General features: G+C 55.4%; 15 protein-coding genes and 2 pseudogenes. 7 read left to right on the top strand and 10 right to left on the bottom strand.

Annotated features, from left to right (window positions below; translation table 11 throughout):
- Positions 1-67: 67 nt before the first annotated feature.
- A pseudogene (locus ACTJJI_RS13095) lies at positions 68-1,780 on the top strand (potassium/proton antiporter); the annotation flags it as partial.
- Here the strand turns inward: ACTJJI_RS13095 and ACTJJI_RS13090 are convergent.
- The 3 genes and pseudogenes from ACTJJI_RS13090 to ACTJJI_RS13080 all read right to left on the bottom strand — a co-directional run.
- Positions 1,733-1,837: pseudogene (locus ACTJJI_RS13090) on the bottom strand (hypothetical protein); the annotation flags it as partial. The pseudogenes ACTJJI_RS13095 and ACTJJI_RS13090 overlap by 48 nt on opposite strands.
- Before the next feature lie 9 nt (positions 1,838-1,846).
- Positions 1,847-2,917 (bottom strand): catabolic alanine racemase DadX, encoded by a 1,071-nt coding sequence (gene dadX, locus ACTJJI_RS13085; RefSeq protein WP_013096156.1) that lies wholly within the window; start codon positions 2,915-2,917, stop codon positions 1,847-1,849.
- Positions 2,918-2,926: 9 nt separating this feature from the next.
- Positions 2,927-4,225, bottom strand: coding sequence for a D-amino acid dehydrogenase (locus ACTJJI_RS13080; RefSeq protein ID WP_096927416.1), 1,299 nt, complete (start codon positions 4,223-4,225; stop codon positions 2,927-2,929).
- Between the two features lie 320 nt (positions 4,226-4,545).
- Between ACTJJI_RS13080 and ACTJJI_RS13075 the strand changes: the two genes are divergently transcribed.
- Complete coding sequence (locus tag ACTJJI_RS13075) at positions 4,546-6,078, top strand: SpoVR family protein (RefSeq protein WP_014832349.1); 1,533 nt, start codon at positions 4,546-4,548, stop codon at positions 6,076-6,078.
- Positions 6,079-6,189: 111 nt separating this feature from the next.
- Here the strand turns inward: ACTJJI_RS13075 and fadR are convergent, their stop codons facing one another.
- The gene (gene fadR, locus ACTJJI_RS13070) at positions 6,190-6,909 is read right to left on the bottom strand and encodes a fatty acid metabolism transcriptional regulator FadR (protein ID WP_014832350.1); all 720 of its coding nucleotides are present in this window, start codon (positions 6,907-6,909) and stop codon (positions 6,190-6,192) included.
- 201 nt (positions 6,910-7,110) lie between these two features.
- Here fadR and nhaB point away from each other — a divergent pair, with 201 nt between their 5' ends.
- Positions 7,111-8,649 carry a Na(+)/H(+) antiporter NhaB gene (gene nhaB, locus ACTJJI_RS13065; RefSeq protein ID WP_047360887.1) on the top strand — a complete coding sequence of 513 codons (1,539 nt, stop codon included), beginning with the start codon at positions 7,111-7,113 and terminating at the stop codon, positions 8,647-8,649.
- A gap of 46 nt (positions 8,650-8,695) precedes the next feature.
- Entirely contained in the window at positions 8,696-9,226 is a 531-nt protein-coding gene (dsbB, locus tag ACTJJI_RS13060) for a disulfide bond formation protein DsbB (RefSeq protein WP_014832352.1), read from the top strand.
- A gap of 121 nt (positions 9,227-9,347) precedes the next feature.
- Here dsbB and ACTJJI_RS13055 read toward each other — a convergent pair whose 3' ends face one another.
- The 3 genes from ACTJJI_RS13055 to ACTJJI_RS13045 form a co-directional block, all read right to left on the bottom strand.
- On the bottom strand, positions 9,348-9,788 hold the full coding sequence (locus tag ACTJJI_RS13055; RefSeq protein WP_014832353.1) for a YcgN family cysteine cluster protein: 441 nt from the start codon (positions 9,786-9,788) through the stop codon (positions 9,348-9,350).
- Between the two features lie 91 nt (positions 9,789-9,879).
- On the bottom strand, positions 9,880-10,539 hold the full coding sequence (locus ACTJJI_RS13050) for a fumarylacetoacetate hydrolase family protein (protein WP_014832354.1): 660 nt from the start codon (positions 10,537-10,539) through the stop codon (positions 9,880-9,882).
- Positions 10,540-10,586: 47 nt separating this feature from the next.
- Entirely contained in the window at positions 10,587-10,862 is a 276-nt protein-coding gene (locus tag ACTJJI_RS13045; protein WP_014832355.1) for a YcgL domain-containing protein, read from the bottom strand.
- A gap of 123 nt (positions 10,863-10,985) precedes the next feature.
- On the opposite strand from ACTJJI_RS13045, the gene minC reads away from it, so the two are divergent.
- The 3 genes from minC to minE are packed head-to-tail and all read left to right on the top strand — an operon-like array spanning position 10,986 to position 12,802.
- Positions 10,986-11,693, top strand: coding sequence for a septum site-determining protein MinC (minC, locus tag ACTJJI_RS13040; protein WP_014832356.1), 708 nt, complete (start codon positions 10,986-10,988; stop codon positions 11,691-11,693).
- A gap of 23 nt (positions 11,694-11,716) precedes the next feature.
- Complete coding sequence (gene minD, locus ACTJJI_RS13035; protein ID WP_008500505.1) at positions 11,717-12,529, top strand: septum site-determining protein MinD; 813 nt, start codon at positions 11,717-11,719, stop codon at positions 12,527-12,529.
- A 3-nt stretch (positions 12,530-12,532) separates the two neighbouring features.
- Complete coding sequence (gene minE, locus ACTJJI_RS13030) at positions 12,533-12,802, top strand: cell division topological specificity factor MinE (protein ID WP_008500504.1); 270 nt, start codon at positions 12,533-12,535, stop codon at positions 12,800-12,802.
- A 73-nt stretch (positions 12,803-12,875) separates the two neighbouring features.
- Here minE and rnd read toward each other — a convergent pair whose 3' ends face one another.
- The 3 genes from rnd to ACTJJI_RS13015 form a co-directional block, all read right to left on the bottom strand.
- A complete protein-coding gene (gene rnd, locus ACTJJI_RS13025; protein WP_440654527.1) occupies positions 12,876-14,003 on the bottom strand; it encodes a ribonuclease D in 1,128 nt (375 codons plus the stop codon).
- Positions 14,004-14,074: 71 nt separating this feature from the next.
- On the bottom strand, positions 14,075-15,760 hold the full coding sequence (gene fadD / locus ACTJJI_RS13020; RefSeq protein ID WP_014832358.1) for a long-chain-fatty-acid--CoA ligase FadD: 1,686 nt from the start codon (positions 15,758-15,760) through the stop codon (positions 14,075-14,077).
- Between the two features lie 203 nt (positions 15,761-15,963).
- Positions 15,964-16,545, bottom strand: a complete 582-nt coding sequence (locus ACTJJI_RS13015; protein WP_014832359.1) for a Slp family lipoprotein — start codon at positions 16,543-16,545, stop codon at positions 15,964-15,966.
- Positions 16,546-16,549 lie beyond the last annotated feature (4 nt).

Here is a 16,549-nt window from a genome sequence, read left to right as displayed (position 1 = left end):
TGTTTGCGTCGTTAATATGTTAGGGTTTTAGTAACAGCATTAACATTGAGGTGGGAGTAAGACAACATTGGATGCCACAGCGATAATCAGTCTTTTCATTCTGGGTTCTGTGCTCGTAACCTGTAGTATTTTATTAAGTTCATTTTCATCGCGTCTCGGCATACCTATTCTTGTTATTTTCCTTGCCATCGGCATGCTGGCGGGTGTCGATGGTATCGGCGGTATCCCTTTCGATAACTACCCTTTCGCTTACATGATCAGTAACCTTGCGCTGGCGGTGATCCTGCTCGACGGCGGGATGCGCACCCAGGCGAGCTCATTTCGCGTTGCGCTGGGGCCCGCCCTGTCGCTGGCGACGGTCGGGGTGTTAATTACCTCCGGTCTGACCGGTATGATGGCGGCGTGGCTGTTCCATCTCGATCTGATGGAAGGTTTACTGATTGGCGCGATTGTCGGCTCAACCGACGCGGCGGCGGTGTTTTCCCTGCTGGGAGGCAAAGGGTTGAACGAACGCGTCGGCTCCACGCTTGAGATTGAATCCGGCAGTAACGATCCGATGGCGGTATTTCTCACCATCACGCTGATAGAGATGATCCAGCAGCATGAAACGGGCTTAAGTTGGATGTTTGCCCTGCATATCCTGCAGCAGTTCGGCCTGGGGATTGCGCTCGGCCTTGCCGGGGGTTACCTGCTTCAGCAGACGATCAACCGGATATCGCTGCCTTCGGGGCTGTATCCGCTGCTTGCCCTGAGCGGCGGCATTCTGATTTTTGCCGTCACCACTGCGCTGAACGGCAGCGGGATCCTCGCGGTTTATCTCTGCGGCTTCCTGCTGGGCAATCGCCCTATTCGTAACCGTCACGCCATTTTGCAGAACTTCGACGGACTGGCCTGGCTGGCGCAAATCGGGATGTTCCTGGTGCTGGGTCTGCTGGTGACGCCGTCAGACCTGCTGCCGATTGCCGTTCCGGCACTGATTTTATCGGCATGGATGATCTTCTTCGCCCGTCCCCTGTCGGTGTTTGCCGGTCTGCTGCCGTTTCGCGGCTTCAACCTGCGCGAACGCGTCTTTATCAGTTGGGTGGGGCTGCGCGGCGCGGTGCCCATTATCCTGGCCGTCTTCCCGATGATGGCCGGTCTGGACAACGCGCGGCTGTTCTTTAATGTCGCCTTCTTCGTGGTGCTGATCTCGCTGCTGTTCCAGGGAACCTCGCTCGGGTGGGCGGCGAAAAAAGCCAAAGTGGTGGTTCCTCCCGTGGGCTGGCCGGTGTCTCGCGTGGGGCTGGATATTCACCCGGAAAACCCGTGGGAACAGTTTGTCTACCAGCTCAGCGCCGATAAATGGTGTGTGGGGGCGTCGCTGCGTGATTTGCATATGCCAGCCGATACGCGTATTGCCGCCCTGTTCCGCGATAATGTCCTGCTGCACCCTACCGGCAGCACCCGGCTACGCGAAGGCGATATTCTGTGTGTGATTGGCCGCGAGCGCGACCTGCCCGCCCTGGGTAAACTGTTCAGCCAGTCGCCTCCAGTGGCGCTGGATCAGCGTTTCTTCGGCGATTTTATTCTGGAAGCCAGCGCCAGGTTTGCGGATGTGGCCCTGATTTATGGGCTGGACGAAGGTGCTGAAGGCGACGATAACCAGCAAACGCTGGGCGAAATCATCCAGCAGCGCCTTGGTGCGGCCCCGGTTGTGGGTGACCAGGTGGAGTTTGCCGGGATGATCTGGACCGTAGCAGAGAAAGAAGATAACGCGGTGCGGAAAGTCGGTTTGCGGCCGATGGAAGAGGACGTGGAGTAGTGGTTTTGCCGGGTAAGCGTTAGCGCCACCCGGCAGATACGTACGTTACACCGTCACAACCGGCACTCTTGGTGCCAGCGCGCACATCAGTTCATACCCTACCGTCCCCGCCGCAGCAGCCACGTCATCAATTTTGACTTCGTTACCCCACAGCTCGACCGGGGAACCAATGCCTGCCTGCGGACATGGCGTGAGATCAACGGCCAGCATATCCATGGAGACAGTACCCACCGTTCCCGTACGCACCCCGTCTACCCAGACTGGCGTGCCGCTCGGCGCAATGCGCGGGTAGCCGTCAGCATAACCGCCCGCCACAATACCAATCCGTTGCTCGCCCGTCGCCCGGTAACGGCTGCCGTAGCCCACCGTGTCGCCGGCCTTCAGCGTCTGCACACCGATGATTTCGCTGCGCAGGGTCATCACCGGCTTCAGGCCGCTGTTGGCGATATCCTGCCACTGGCCTGAGGGAGAGGCGCCATAAAGGACAATGCCCGGACGCACCCAGTTATAATGCGCCTCAGGATGCCACAGCGTGGCCGCTGAGTTGGAGAGCGAACGGGGGCAATCCAGCCCTTCTGCCGCCTGCTCAATGCGCACCATCGCATCGGCAATGCCGTCCGGTTTCTCCGCATCGGCAAAATGCGCCATCAAGGTCATTTCGCCCACGTTCTTCAGGGCGCGCAGCTGTTGCCATACCGTATGGACCCGCTCGGGCTGGAAGCCCAGGCGGTTCATACCGCTGTTCACCTTGAGATAAATATCCAGCGGCGCATGCAGTTTTGCATCCTGAATCGCTTTAATTTGCCAGTTGCTGTGCACGCTGGTGGTCAGCCGGTACTTATCCAGCAGCGGCAGATCGTCGGCGTGGAAGAATCCCTCAAGCAACAGAATAGGCCCTTTCCAGCCGCGCTCGCGCAGCAGAATGGCCTCTTCCAGATTCAGTAACGCAAAACCGTCGGTGGCGCTGAGCGCACTCCAGATACGATCGATACCGTGGCCGTAGGCATTGGCTTTCACTACCGACCAGACGCGTGAACCTGGCGCCGCCCGGCGAACAATTTGCAGGTTATCCTTCAGGGCCTGCAAATCGAGCTGAGCCAGAACAGGACGGGACATGACAACTCCTTAGTTATGCGCGCCGTGCAGGTGCTGTGGACGCGAAGGGGTAAACCCCGATTGATAGCGTGCGGCACTTAAATCGTCAAACGGAATTGCCGGCGTGCGCCCGGAAATCAAATCGCTAAGCAGCTGGCCAGAGCCGCAGGCCATTGTCCAGCCCAGCGTACCGTGACCGGTATTGGTCCACAGGTTTTTGAACGGCGTACGACCCACAATTGGCGTGCCGTCTGGCGTCATTGGCCGCAGTCCGGTCCAGAAGGTTGCCTGCTCGACAAAACCGCCGCGCGGGAACAGGTCGCCCACCACCATCTCCAGCGTTTCACGGCGCGGCTTCAGCAGCTCGGTGTTAAAGCCGACAATCTCCGCCATCCCGCCAACGCGGATGCGGTTATCAAAGCGGGTAATGGCGATTTTGTAGGTTTCATCCAGAATGGTGGAAACTGGTGCCCCGCTGTCCTCTTTTACCGGAATGGTCAGGGAGTAGCCCTTCAGCGGGTAAACCGGAATGTCGAGAATGCCCTTCAGCATCGCGGTGGAGTATGAGCCAAACGCCATAACGTAGGCATCCGCTTTAATGACCTCATCGCCACACTTCACACCGTAGATACTGCCGCCTTCAGAGAGCAGTTTATCGACCGCAGTATTAAAGCGGAATTTCACCCCCGCCTGCTCACACATCTGTGCCAGACGCTGGGTAAAGAGCTGGCAGTCGCCGGTTTCATCATTCGGTAGACGCAGGCCGCCCGTCAGCTTGTGCGACACTTCCGCCAGCGCCGGTTCAACCTGCCCAAGCTGGCTGGCTTCAAGCAGTTGATACGGTACGCCCGCATCTTCCAGCACGGCAATATCACGGGTGGCGTTTTCATACTGTTGCGCCGTACGGAACAACTGCAGCGTGCCGCCCTGGCGACCTTCGTACTCAATACCGGTGGAGGCGCGCAAGGCTTTCAGGCAGTCACGGCTGTATTCCGCCAGACGCACCATCCGACCTTTGTTTTCCATGTAGTGACGGGTGTCGCAGTTGCGCAGCATCTGCCACATCCACTTCAGCTGGAACTGGGTGCCGTCGAGGCTGATCGCCAGCGGCGCATGGCGCTGGAACATCCACTTAATCGCCTTCAGCGGAATGCCGGGGGCCGCCCACGGCGCGGCATAACCCGGCGAGATCTGTCCGGCGTTCGCCGCACTGGTTTCCAGCGCAGGCCCTGACTCACGATCGATAACAGTCACATCATGTCCCGCCTGACTTAAATACCAGGCGCTGGTTACGCCAACGACACCACTTCCCAGTATGACAACACGCATAGCCACTCCATATGTGCAAAAGAACAATCTTCTAATTACAGATTGATAACCTAGTTGAAAATATTATTCAACATACGACTTTTTTATGGTGACTTGCCTCACACATCCCCCAGCATCAGGGGATGAGGTGAATTTGGGATCTCCTGCTGCGCGTTATTTTTAACCAGTATAAAATTCTGTGAAGACCGCTTTTTTTGCCGCATCAAAAACGGGAAATCGCAAAGAAAAAATTTCTGCTCCAGCACGCTTTTTAACACGGTGATCTATGCTTATCAGGAGGCTCTCCACACAGAGAGAGCTCCCACAACGAGGGCGCGCTAATGGCTACTATTGATTCCCTGAACAAGGACAACACACGTCTGAGCGATGGACCCGACTGGACCTTCGAGTTGCTGGATGTCTATCTCGCCGAAATCGATCGGGTGGCAAAACTGTATCGTCTTGATACCTATCCCCATCAGATTGAAGTCATTACGTCCGAGCAGATGATGGACGCCTACTCCAGCGTCGGGATGCCGATTAACTATCCGCACTGGTCGTTTGGTAAAAAATTCATTGAAACGGAGCGTTTATATAAGCACGGCCAGCAGGGTCTTGCGTATGAGATAGTGATCAACTCCAACCCGTGTATCGCCTACCTGATGGAAGAGAACACCATAACCATGCAGGCGCTGGTGATGGCGCATGCCTGCTACGGGCATAACTCGTTCTTCAAGAATAATTACCTGTTCCGCAGCTGGACCGATGCCAGCTCGATTGTCGATTACCTGATCTTCGCGCGTAAGTACATTACCGACTGCGAAGAGCGCTACGGCGTGGACGAAGTGGAGAAACTGCTCGACTCCTGTCACGCGCTGATGAACTACGGCGTTGATCGTTACAAACGTCCGCAGAAAATCTCCCTGCAGGAGGAGAAAGCGCGGCAGAAAAGCCGCGAAGAGTATCTGCAAAGCCAGGTAAATATGCTGTGGCGCACCCTGCCGAAACGTGAAGAAGAGAAAGCGGTTGCTGAAGCGCGTCGCTACCCGTCTGAACCGCAGGAAAATCTGCTCTATTTTATGGAGAAAAACGCGCCGCTGCTGGAGCCGTGGCAGCGTGAGATCCTGCGCATCGTGCGTAAGGTCAGCCAGTATTTCTATCCGCAGAAACAGACCCAGGTGATGAATGAAGGCTGGGCGACTTTCTGGCATTACACCATTCTTAACCATCTGTATGACGAAGGGAAAGTCACCGAGCGGTTCATGATGGAGTTCCTGCACAGCCATACGAACGTGGTGTTCCAGCCGCCTTACAACAGCCCATGGTATAGCGGCATAAACCCGTATGCGCTTGGCTTTGCAATGTTCCAGGACATTAAACGCATCTGCCAGTCGCCAACGGAAGAAGATAAGTACTGGTTCCCGGACATCGCCGGCTCTGACTGGCTGGAAACACTGCATTTCGCGATGCGTGACTTTAAGGATGAGAGCTTCATCAGCCAGTTTATGTCGCCGAAGATTATGCGTGATTTCCGCTTCTTCACCGTGCTGGACGATGACCGCAATAACTACCTGGAGATTTCGGCGATCCATAACGAGGAAGGCTACCGTGAGATCCGCTCTCGCCTCTCCTCCCAGTACAACCTGAGCAACCTTGAACCCAATATTCAGGTCTGGAATGTGGATTTACGCGGCGATCGTTCCCTGACGCTGCGCTATATTCCGCATAACCGGGCGCCGCTGGACAAAGGCCGCAAAGAGGTGCTGAAGCATGTGCATCGCCTGTGGGGCTTTGATGTGCTGCTGGAGCAGCAGAATGAAGATGGCAGCGTGGAGCTGCTGGAACGTTGCCCGGCGCGGTTGAATACGCTGTAATGTTTTTTGCCGGGTGGCGGCTACGCCTTACCCGGCCTACGGGTTTTGAAGGCCCGGTAAGCGAAGCACCACCGGGCGAAAAAAAACCTCTCACCTGAGAGGTTTTTTATTTCAGCGACTCTGAATCGCTAAATCGCCCGGCAGTGTTTTCTGCATCCGGTGCCAGATTTCACCGGAATCATGGCCGTAGCGGCGCACCGTTTCATACACCTGATCGTGCAGGCCTTCGGTACAGAGTTTGCTGAGCTTATGGTAGAAGCCCAGCGCCAGACTGCGCGCTTCAGGGTTGGCAAAGTAGTGGCGACCAATACGGGTATACAGCCCTTTCATGCCGTTCAGGATCAGACCGTACACCGGGTTACCGGAGGCAAACGCCAGTCCGCGGAAGACGTTGTAATCGAGCGTGGCAAAGGCATCCGCGTGATCTTCCACTTCGTTTGCGCTGGCGAGCACCTGCAGCGCATCTTCCGGATGCTGACGAAAAGCGGTACGAATAAAGATTGTCGCAATGTTGGTACGCACCGAGAGCAGATTATCAATCAACTGCGGCACGCTTTCATGATCGAGACGCGCCAGCGTTTCAAGAATGTTCAGCCCGGAGGTTTCCCAGAAGTTGTTTACTTTCGTTGGCTTACCGTGCTGGATCGTCAACCAGCCATCGCGCGCCAGTCGCTGAAGCACTTCACGCAGCGTGGTGCGAGTGACGCCAATCAGTTCAGAGAGTTCGCGTTCAGCCGGAAGAATGGATCCCGCAGGGAAGCGATTATTCCAGATGCTTTCAATGATGTACTCTTCCGCGAAACCCGCCGGGCTCTGCGCCTTAATGACCATAGTGAGATTTCCATTACACAGCTTTTGCAAATTGCACTCATCATACCAGAGGCACGCAGAGGCAGGTAGCGCGTGAAAGAGAGAAAAGAGGGATCGCTGTTTTATTTTTGTGAAATTTACACTGCAGTCTTATCCGCCTCCCGGCCACGATTTTTGCGTATACTGATGTTTTGTTTTACCTGACGGGGAAGGACGTCTGTTGTGGAAATTTCTTTTGGACGCGCGCTGTGGCGCAATTTTTTAGGCCAGTCTCCTGACTGGTACAAACTGATACTTCTGGTTTTCCTGGTTGTTAACCCCATTATTTTTAGTGTCTCTCCGTTCGTCGCCGGCTGGCTGCTGGTGGCGGAGTTTATCTTCACCCTGGCCATGGCGCTGAAATGCTATCCCCTGCTACCAGGCGGTTTGCTGGCTTTTGAAGCCGTGGTTATCGGCATGACGAGCGCAGAGCATGTCAAAGCCGAGCTGGCTTCCAATCTTGAAGTGCTGCTGCTGCTGATCTTCATGGTGGCCGGTATCTACTTTATGAAACAGCTGCTGCTGTTTATCTTCACCCGCCTGTTGCTCAGCATTCCGTCTAAAACGGTGCTGTCGCTGGCGTTCTGCCTTGCTGCCGCATTTCTTTCGGCCTTCCTGGATGCGCTGACCGTCGTGGCGGTGGTCATCAGTGTCGCGGTCGGGTTTTATGGTATTTATCACCGCGTGGCCTCGTCCCGTCCGGGCGAAGACTTGCAGGACGACAGTCACGTCGAAGCGCATAACCGTGAGGTGCTGGAACAGTTCCGCGCGTTTCTGCGCAGCCTGATGATGCATGCGGGCGTCGGTACCGCATTAGGTGGCGTGATGACCATGGTAGGTGAGCCGCAAAACCTGATCATCGCCAAAGCCGCTGAGTGGCATTTCGGCGAGTTTTTCCTGCGCATGGCCCCCGTCAGCGTGCCCGTGTTCGTCTGCGGGCTAGCAACCTGCATTCTGGTCGAGAAATTCAACGTCTTCGGCTACGGTGCGCAGCTGCCTGAGCCGGTTCGCCAGGAGCTGCATAAATTTGACGAGCAGAACCGTACGCAGCGCACGCGTCAGGAGACGCTACGTCTGATTGCGCAGGGCATCATCGGTATCTGGCTTATCGCCGCGCTGGCATTGCATCTTGCTGAAGTCGGATTGATTGGTCTCTCAGTCATTATTCTTGCGACGACCTTTAGCGGGGTAACGGACGAGCATGCGATCGGTAAAGCCTTTACCGAAGCCCTGCCGTTTACCGCATTGCTGGCGGTCTTCTTTGCGGTGGTGGCGGTGATTATCGACCAACACCTGTTCGCCCCGATTATTACTTTTGTACTTCAGGCGGCGCCCGACGCCCAGCTGACGCTCTTCTATCTGTTCAACGGCCTGCTGTCGTCCATCTCCGACAACGTTTTTGTCGGCACGGTCTACATCAACGAAGCCAAAGCCGCGATGGAAGAAGGCATTATCAACGCCGGCCAGTTCGAGCTGCTGGCGGTGGCCATTAATACCGGCACCAACCTGCCGTCGGTGGCGACGCCAAACGGACAGGCCGCTTTCCTGTTCCTGCTGACCTCTGCCCTCGCGCCACTCATACGTCTTTCTTATGGAAGAATGGTGTGGATGGCGCTGCCCTATACGCTGGTGCTTACGCTTGTGGGATTGCTTTGCGTCAAAATTACCCTCATTCCCTGTACGCAATGGCTGATACAAGCGGGTATACTTGCGGCGCATTAAAATTCGTTTACACTGCGCTTTCTAAGCATGTTCCAGGGAAATGATTATGTTGAGATTTTTAAACCAGTGCTCCCGCGGTCGCGGAGCGTGGTTGTTAATGGCCCTGACCGCCTTTGCGCTGGAAATGGTCGCGCTGTGGTTCCAGCATGTGATGGGGCTAAAACCCTGCGTACTCTGTATCTATGAGCGCTGTGCGCTGTTCGGCATCATGGGCGCCGGTCTGTTGGGTGCGATTGCACCTAAAACACCGCTCCGGTATGCCGCTATCGCTGTCTGGCTGTACAGCGCCTGGAAAGGGATTGAGCTTTCCTGGCAGCACACCATGATGCAGCTACATCCATCACCGTTTATGACCTGTGATTTCGCCGCCCGCTTCCCGAGCTGGTTGCCGCTGGACAAATGGCTGCCGCAGGTGTTTGTCGCATCCGGTGACTGCTCTGTACGTCAGTGGGAATTCCTGACGCTGGAGATGCCGCAGTGGCTGGTGGGTATTTTTGTTGCCTACTTCGTTGTGGCACTGCTGGTGCTGATTGCTCAGCCGTTTAAGCCGAAGAAGCGCGATCTGTTCGGAAGATAAAAGCAAAACGGCAACGAGAGTTGCCGTTTTTAGTTTTTGCGCCCTCTCCCGTGGGAGAGAGTTGGGGTGAGGGCATCAGGCCGCACAACAATAAAAACCCGCCTCGGCGGGTTTTTCTCTATCACCGGGTCGGGTGATTCATAATGTGGTCTTCCCAGTCCCGCACCTCGGACTCTTTCACCGCGATGTGGCGTACCGAGATACGCTCGCCGTGCATGGCCGCTTTAGAGCCGGTCAGCAAGGGGTGCCATGTCGGCAGATCTTTCCCTTCCGCCAGCAGGCGATACGCGCAGGTATGCGGCAGCCATTCAAACGTCGGCAGGTTCTCACGGGTTAACTTAATGCAGTCCGGCTCAAACTCGAAGCGGCGCTCGTAGTTGCGGCACTGGCAGGTTTTAATGTTCAACTGCTTACAGGCAACGTTGGTGAAATAGATTTCGTCAGTGTCTTCATCCATCAGCTTATGCAGGCAGCACTGCCCGCAGCCGTCACATAACGACTCCCACTCCACGTCTGTCATTTCGTCGAGAGTTTTGCGTTGCCAGAAAGGGATGTCGTTCATCAGGATGTCCACACGTCAAAAGAAAGCGCACCTTATAACGAGTCTGGCACGTTGATGCAAGTTTTGCCGCCCTGAAGGCGGCAAAATGCGTTTACAGCACACGGGTTTTCAGCGAGAGGCCGTTAAAACTCACCTCAAGCTCATCACCACCGTTGAGGGGACCGACACCTTCTGGCGTACCGGTCAGGATCACATCACCCGGTTTCAGGGTAAAGAAGCGGCTCATATAGGCAATCAGCGGCACGATCTTGTGGATCATGTCTGCCGTGGTGCCCTGCTGGCGGATCTCACCGTTCACTTTCAGGCTGAGAGGCGTGTTCTGTGGATCGCCAGTAAACTCACCGACCGGAATAAAGCCCGAGATCGGGCAGGCATTATCAAAGCCTTTGGCTTTTTCCCACGGCTGACCTGCTTTCTTCAGCTTGCCCTGTACCTCACGCAGCGTCAGATCCAGCGCCACGCCGTAACCGGCGATGGCTTTTTGCACATGCTCTTCGGAGGCCTGGCGCAGCGTCGCGCCAATCAGCACCGCCAGCTCCACTTCATGATGCACCGAACCCAGCCCTTGCGGCAGCGCCAGCGGCTGGCGGATATCGCAAAGCGCGGTTTCTGGCTTAATGAACAACACGGGCTCTTCTGGCGTCGCGCTGCCCATCTCCTGAATATGTTTCGCATAGTTGCTGCCCACGCAAACCACTTTGCTGACGGGATAATCCAGTAATGCACCCTGCCAGTTATGATGTTGATACATGATCGACCCCTAAACGGTTGGTGTGTTGTGTCCCAAAGCAACCGGGACTATTTTTTTCCGTTCACCTCAAGATGCTGTTTTAATAAATTCTCGGGTGGTGGCGGTAGCTGTAAATAATAGCCTTGCTCCGTTAATGCCGTTTTTACTTTTTCCAGATCGGCGTTAACCAGTTTTTTACGACCATCGAGCGGCAGTAGCATCGCCAGCTGAGGTCGGCCAAAGCTCTTCATTAATTCTTCAGGCACGCGGGAAAAATCGTCTTTCTTTTCGACATAAAGATAGGTCTGGTCGCGGCTTGTACTTCTGTAGATCACACAAAACATGTTTTTACTCTGAATTCATGGGTGGTTGCTTGCCTCAATATACTCCTGACTATAACATGCCTGATACTCTTCGGAATATCGCAGCGAGTGGTTGCGGTTAATAGCAAATTGAGTAAGGCCAGGATGTCAAACACGCCCATCGAGCTTAAAGGCAGTAGCTTCACCTTATCAGTGGTACATTTGCATGATGCAAAACCCGAGGTTATTCGTCAGGCGTTAGAAGACAAAATCGCTCAGGCTCCCGCCTTTCTGAAGCACGCCCCTGTTGTTATCAATGTCAGCGGTCTGGAATCGCCGGTTAACTGGAAACATCTCCAGCAGGCCGTCTCCTCTACCGGTTTGCGCATTGTGGGCATCAGCGGCTGCAAAGATACTGAGCTGAAAGCGGAAATCGACCGTGCAGGGCTGCCTCTTCTGAACGAGGGCAAGGAAAAAACCCCACGTGCAGCCCCCGTTGCCGTCGAGACGCCCCCCCCTGCGGTACAAAACGTTACCTCCGTCACAAAAACGCGAATGATTGATGTGCCGGTTCGTTCCGGTCAGCGCATTTATGCACCAAACTGTGATCTAATTGTTACAAGCCACGTCAGCGCTGGCGCAGAGCTGATTGCAGATGGCAATATTCACGTATACGGTATGATGCGTGGGCGTGCACTTGCCGGGGCGAGTGGCGATCGGGACGCACAAATATTTTGTACTCACCTGACAGCGGAACTGGTGTCCATCGCAGGTGAATATTGGCTGAGCGACAAGATCCCAGCCGAATTTTATGGCAAAGCGGCTCGTCTGCGACTGGCAGACGACGCGTTGACCGTTCAACCGTTGAATTGATCCCTTTTTAACAAGGAATTTCTATGGCACGCATTATTGTTGTTACTTCGGGTAAAGGAGGCGTTGGCAAGACCACCTCCAGCGCGGCCATCGCTACTGGTTTGGCCCAGAAGGGAAAGAAAACCGTCGTTATCGATTTCGATATCGGTCTGCGTAACCTCGACCTGATCATGGGTTGTGAACGTCGCGTCGTGTATGACTTCGTAAACGTGATTCAGGGCGATGCCACCCTTAACCAGGCGCTGATTAAAGATAAGCGCACCGAGAACCTTTACATCCTTCCGGCCTCGCAGACGCGTGACAAAGACGCCCTGACCCGTGAAGGTGTAGAAAAGGTGCTCGATGAGCTGAAAAAAATGGAGTTCGACTTCATCGTCTGCGACTCCCCAGCCGGTATCGAAACCGGTGCCCTGATGGCGCTCTACTTCGCTGATGAAGCGATCATCACCACCAACCCTGAAGTGTCATCCGTCCGTGACTCTGACCGAATTCTCGGGATCCTCGCCTCCAAATCCCGTCGTGCGGAAAATGGCGAAGATCCGATTAAAGAGCACCTGCTGCTGACCCGCTATAACCCGGGCCGCGTGAACAAAGGTGATATGCTGAGCATGGAAGACGTGCTGGAGATCCTGCGCATCAAACTGGTGGGCGTGATCCCGGAAGACCAGTCCGTGCTGCGCGCCTCTAACCAGGGCGAGCCAGTGATTCTGGATACGATGGCAGATGCCGGTAAAGCCTACGCGGATACCGTTGACCGTCTGCTGGGAGAAGAACGTCCTTTCCGCTTCATTGAAGAAGAGAAGAAAGGTTTCCTCAAACGCCTGTTCGGAGGATAAGTTATGGCATTACTGGACTTTTTTCTCTCGCGGAAAAAGAACACCGCCAACATCGCAAAAGAACGTCTGCAAATCATCGTTGCGGAGCGTCGTCGTAGCGACGCCGAGCCTCACTACCTGCCGCAGTTGCGTAAGGACATCCTGGAAGTGATCTGTAAGTATGTGCAGATTGACCCGGAGATGGTCACCGTGCAGCTGGAGCAAAAAGACGGGGATATTTCGATTCTGGAGCTGAACGTGACGCTCCCGGAAGCGGAAGAGTCGCGTCCGTAGTTTTTTGATTTTGTAGCCCCGGTAAGCGCAGCGCCACCGGGGAAATATGCCGGGTATATTCCCGGCATATTTATTATCGTGGATACCCTTCCAGCAGCGTATTCAGGCGATCGGCCATCAATTCCCCGCGCCAGCCCGCCATCATTTCCGGTAGGCCATTCTGTGGTTTCAGCTTCCAGTGCCAGTTCAGCAACTGGTTAATTTGACGCCGCGATGCCAGCAGTTCGGCACTCAGTTTGCTCTCTGTCGCCACAGCCTGCACCAGCGCTTTGATATCCTTAAACGCCTTGCGATAGCCTGGCATATCCATCAGATTCAGCAGCGGCTCTGGCAGTTCGTCCTCCGGTATCTGCTGCGCTTTGGCCACCAGCGCGAGCAGCGTTTTTCCGTGAAAACGAATTTCGCTGCCTGACAGCCCAATGCTGTCGAGCTCGCCCATGCTGCCTGGCATATAGCGTGCGACCGCCCAGAGGTGCTCTTCGCGTACCACAAAGTTAACGGCCAAATCGCGTTCGCGCGCTTTACGCAGGCGCCAGTCCGCTAACAGTTGCAGGCAGGCCAGCTGACGCGTACGCAGCTGCCACGCATTGCTGATATCGCGCCAGGCCTCTTTCGGGTCAGCGATTTCCTGGCGACGCTGCTGCGTCATCCGGCACTCATCCAGTGCCGCGGGCAGCCAGCCGGAGGCTTCTGCCTCTTTCATGAGCTGTCCGGCGATAGGCAGAAGGTAAAATACGTCTGCCGCAGCGTAGTCCAGCTGACGCTCTGTGAGCGGGCGCGCCAGCCAGTCGGTACGGGATTCACTTTTATCCAGTGTCAGGCCGGTGTACTCCTCAACCATGGCGGCAAAGCCCCATGAAAGCGGACGATTGCTGAACGCGGCGAGGATCTGCGTGTCAATCAGCGGCTGCGGCATGATGCCAAACGTATTCAGAAAGACTTCCAGATCTTCACTGCCTGCGTGCAGGTATTTTGTGACCGCAGTATCAAGCAGCAGGTCACGCATCGGCGTCCAGTCGTTAATGCCGAGCGGGTCAATCAGCGACACGTGTTTGCCGTCGTACATCTGAATCAAACCCAACTGCGGATAATACGTCCGGGTACGGACAAACTCGGTATCCAGGGCGATGGCAGGAAAATCGCGCGTCACTTCGCACAGCGAAGCCAGCTCGTCGTTGGTCGTGATCATCTGGTAATTCAAAACGGTTTCTCTTTTGTTTGCGCCCATAAAAAACGCCGGCTAAACCGGCGTCTGGGCGATTAGCGTGAAGCTCAGGCCTTATTGTCCACTTTGGCACGGGCTTCGTCACGTAATTCTCGTCGTAATATCTTCCCGACGTTTGATTTCGGCAGCTCATCGCGGAACTCCACCAGCTTCGGCACTTTATAGCCGGTGAGCTGACGGCGGCAGAACGTGATGAGCTCCTCCTCGGTAAGAGAGGCGTTTTTCTTCACCACAAAAATCTTCACTGCCTCGCCGCTGCTGCCGGAAGGTACGCCAACCGCGGCAACTTCAAGCACGCCGCTATGCTGCATCACCACATCTTCGATCTCATTCGGATAGACGTTAAATCCGGAGACGAGGATCATGTCTTTCTTACGATCGACAATGCGCAGGAAGCCCTCTTCGTCCATCACCGCGATATCACCGGTGTGCAGCCAGCCGTCTTTGATGATTTCGTCAGTGGCATCAGGACGCTGCCAGTAGCCCAGCATGACCTGCGGCCCTCTGACGCACAGCTCACCCGGCTCGCCGGGCGCGACTTCGTTGTCGTTATCATCCACCAGTTTGGCTTCCGTCGACGGTACCGGCAGGCCGATGCTGCCGCTGTGGTAGTCGATATCGTGCGGATTGACGCTGACCAGCGGGGCACATTCGGTCAGGCCATAGCCTTCAAGTAAATACTGGCCGGTAAGTTTCACCCAGCGCTCGGCCACCGCCTGCTGAACCGGCATTCCGCCGCCCGCAGAGAGGTGTAGCGTGGAGAAATCAAGCTGCTGGAATTCTTTGTTGTTGAGCAGCGCGTTAAACAGCGTGTTTACCCCGGTCATGGCGGTGAACGGGTATTTCGCCAGCTCTTTAACCAGCCCCGGAATGTCGCGTGGGTTGGTAATCAACACGTTCTGACCGCCCAGCTCAATAAACAGCAGGCAGTTCATGGTCAGCGCGAAAATGTGATAAAGCGGAAGCGCGGTGATGACCACCTCTTTGCCCGGATGCAGCAGCGGCCCGTAGGTCGCATTCACCTGCTCAAGGTTCGCCAGCATATTGCGGTGAGTCAGCATGGCGCCTTTGGCCACCCCGGTAGTCCCCCCGGTGTACTGCAGGAACGCAAGATCCTCTGACACCACTTCCGGTTTGACGTATTGCATACGATACCCGGCATGCAGCGCGCGGCGGAAGGAGATGGCATCCGGCAGATGGTATTTCGGTACCAGACGTTTAATGTATTTGACGACAAAGTTAACCAGCGTGCCCTTGGCGGTGGAGAGCTGATCCCCCATGCGCGTCAGGATGACGTGTTTCACCTGGGTTCTGTCGACCACTTTCTCCAGCGTGTGGGCAAAGTTCGAGACGATCACAATCGCGGCCGCGCCGCTGTCGTTCAGCTGATGCTCCAGCTCACGTGGCGTGTAGAGCGGGTTGACGTTGACGACAATCATCCCGGCCCGCAGGATACCAAACAATGCGACCGGGTATTGCAGCAGGTTCGGCATCATCAGCGCGACGCGATCCCCTTTTTGCAGCCCCAGCCCTTCCTGCAAATACGCCGCGAACGCCCGACTCCGCTCCTCAAGCTTACGGAACGTCATCACCTCACCCATATTGATAAACGCGGGCTGATCGGCGTAACGCCTTACCGAGTGTTCAAATAATTCAACCAGGGATTGATAACGGTCAGGATTGATCTCCGCAGGCACATCTGCGGGATAACGGTTAAGCCAAACCTTGTTCAATGCATCACCTCTGAATTGAGTGTTCGTCGTCATCACAACCCCGATAATAAACAGTTTGTTAACATTATATTAACTCAGCGTACCAGTTTATTAATTGCCCAGATTTAAGGTTGCGAAGCGCGTCACTCTTTTTTTTCGTTTTAGCCGTAAAAAAACAGAGACAGCGGCTGAGCCGCTGTCTCTTTTCTAACAATAACAGTAAGTTACTCAGTAACGATCGTCTGTACCTGCGCCGGGCCCGGGTTATACCAGCCCCAGCCAGGGTAGCCGTAACGATACGGATGTGGGCCCCACATCCACGGATCAACAGGCTGAGGCGGCATGATCACCTGCTGTGTCAGGCGCCAGCGTTTGTACCCGTTGACCTGCATGGTCATGAATTTGTACGGTGTCGTGCCGATTTTGCCCTGTGTCGTGCCGGTTATCGGCCCGACAACGGTCACCAGTTGCCCGCGAAAATCGACCGGGTCAAGGAAGCCGCTAACATCGGCAAAAATGCGCCCGCGCGAGGTTTCGCCGAGTACCGGACGTGCGCCGCTATCCAGCGGCACGGTGGCGATCTCCAGCCGGGTTTTCCCCTGCAGGTTTTGCACCTCAATCACCTTCCCGCCAAAGCGCGCTTCCTGACCGACGTAAAGCTCAGGGGCATTCATCACGCGAACCAGATCCTGCTGTGGCGTAGGGCTGCTGCCCTTAATCGCATCAGGAACGGAAACGCATCCGCTCAGTGCTATGGCCACAGCGCCTGCCATAATGAGGCGTACTACTTTAGTCTGAACCGCCATGATG

It is taken from the genome of Enterobacter sp. 22466 (assembly GCF_052044775.1).
In the GTDB taxonomy this organism is placed as follows: Bacteria; Pseudomonadota; Gammaproteobacteria; order Enterobacterales; family Enterobacteriaceae; genus Enterobacter; species Enterobacter dissolvens.
Note: the sequence above shows the minus strand (reverse complement) of the source record. Positions and strands in the feature narration are given on the sequence as shown.

Bases quoted from the DNA above. Each gene is read 5' to 3' on its own strand.
- dadX (WP_013096156.1), bottom strand. From the start codon at position 2,917: ATGTCCCGTCCTGTTCTGGCTCAGCTCGATTTGCAGGCCCTGAAGGAT.
- ACTJJI_RS13080 (WP_096927416.1), bottom strand. From the start codon at position 4,225: ATGCGTGTTGTCATACTGGGAAGTGGTGTCGTTGGCGTAACCAGCGCC.
- ACTJJI_RS13075 (WP_014832349.1), top strand. From the start codon at position 4,546: ATGGCTACTATTGATTCCCTGAACAAGGACAACACACGTCTGAGCGAT.
- fadR (WP_014832350.1), bottom strand. From the start codon at position 6,909: ATGGTCATTAAGGCGCAGAGCCCGGCGGGTTTCGCGGAAGAGTACATC.
- dsbB (WP_014832352.1), top strand. From the start codon at position 8,696: ATGTTGAGATTTTTAAACCAGTGCTCCCGCGGTCGCGGAGCGTGGTTG.
- ACTJJI_RS13055 (WP_014832353.1), bottom strand. From the start codon at position 9,788: ATGAACGACATCCCTTTCTGGCAACGCAAAACTCTCGACGAAATGACA.
- ACTJJI_RS13050 (WP_014832354.1), bottom strand. From the start codon at position 10,539: ATGTATCAACATCATAACTGGCAGGGTGCATTACTGGATTATCCCGTC.
- ACTJJI_RS13045 (WP_014832355.1), bottom strand. From the start codon at position 10,862: ATGTTTTGTGTGATCTACAGAAGTACAAGCCGCGACCAGACCTATCTT.
- minC (WP_014832356.1), top strand. From the start codon at position 10,986: ATGTCAAACACGCCCATCGAGCTTAAAGGCAGTAGCTTCACCTTATCA.
- minD (WP_008500505.1), top strand. From the start codon at position 11,717: ATGGCACGCATTATTGTTGTTACTTCGGGTAAAGGAGGCGTTGGCAAG.
- minE (WP_008500504.1), top strand. From the start codon at position 12,533: ATGGCATTACTGGACTTTTTTCTCTCGCGGAAAAAGAACACCGCCAAC.
- ACTJJI_RS13015 (WP_014832359.1), bottom strand. From the start codon at position 16,545: ATGGCGGTTCAGACTAAAGTAGTACGCCTCATTATGGCAGGCGCTGTG.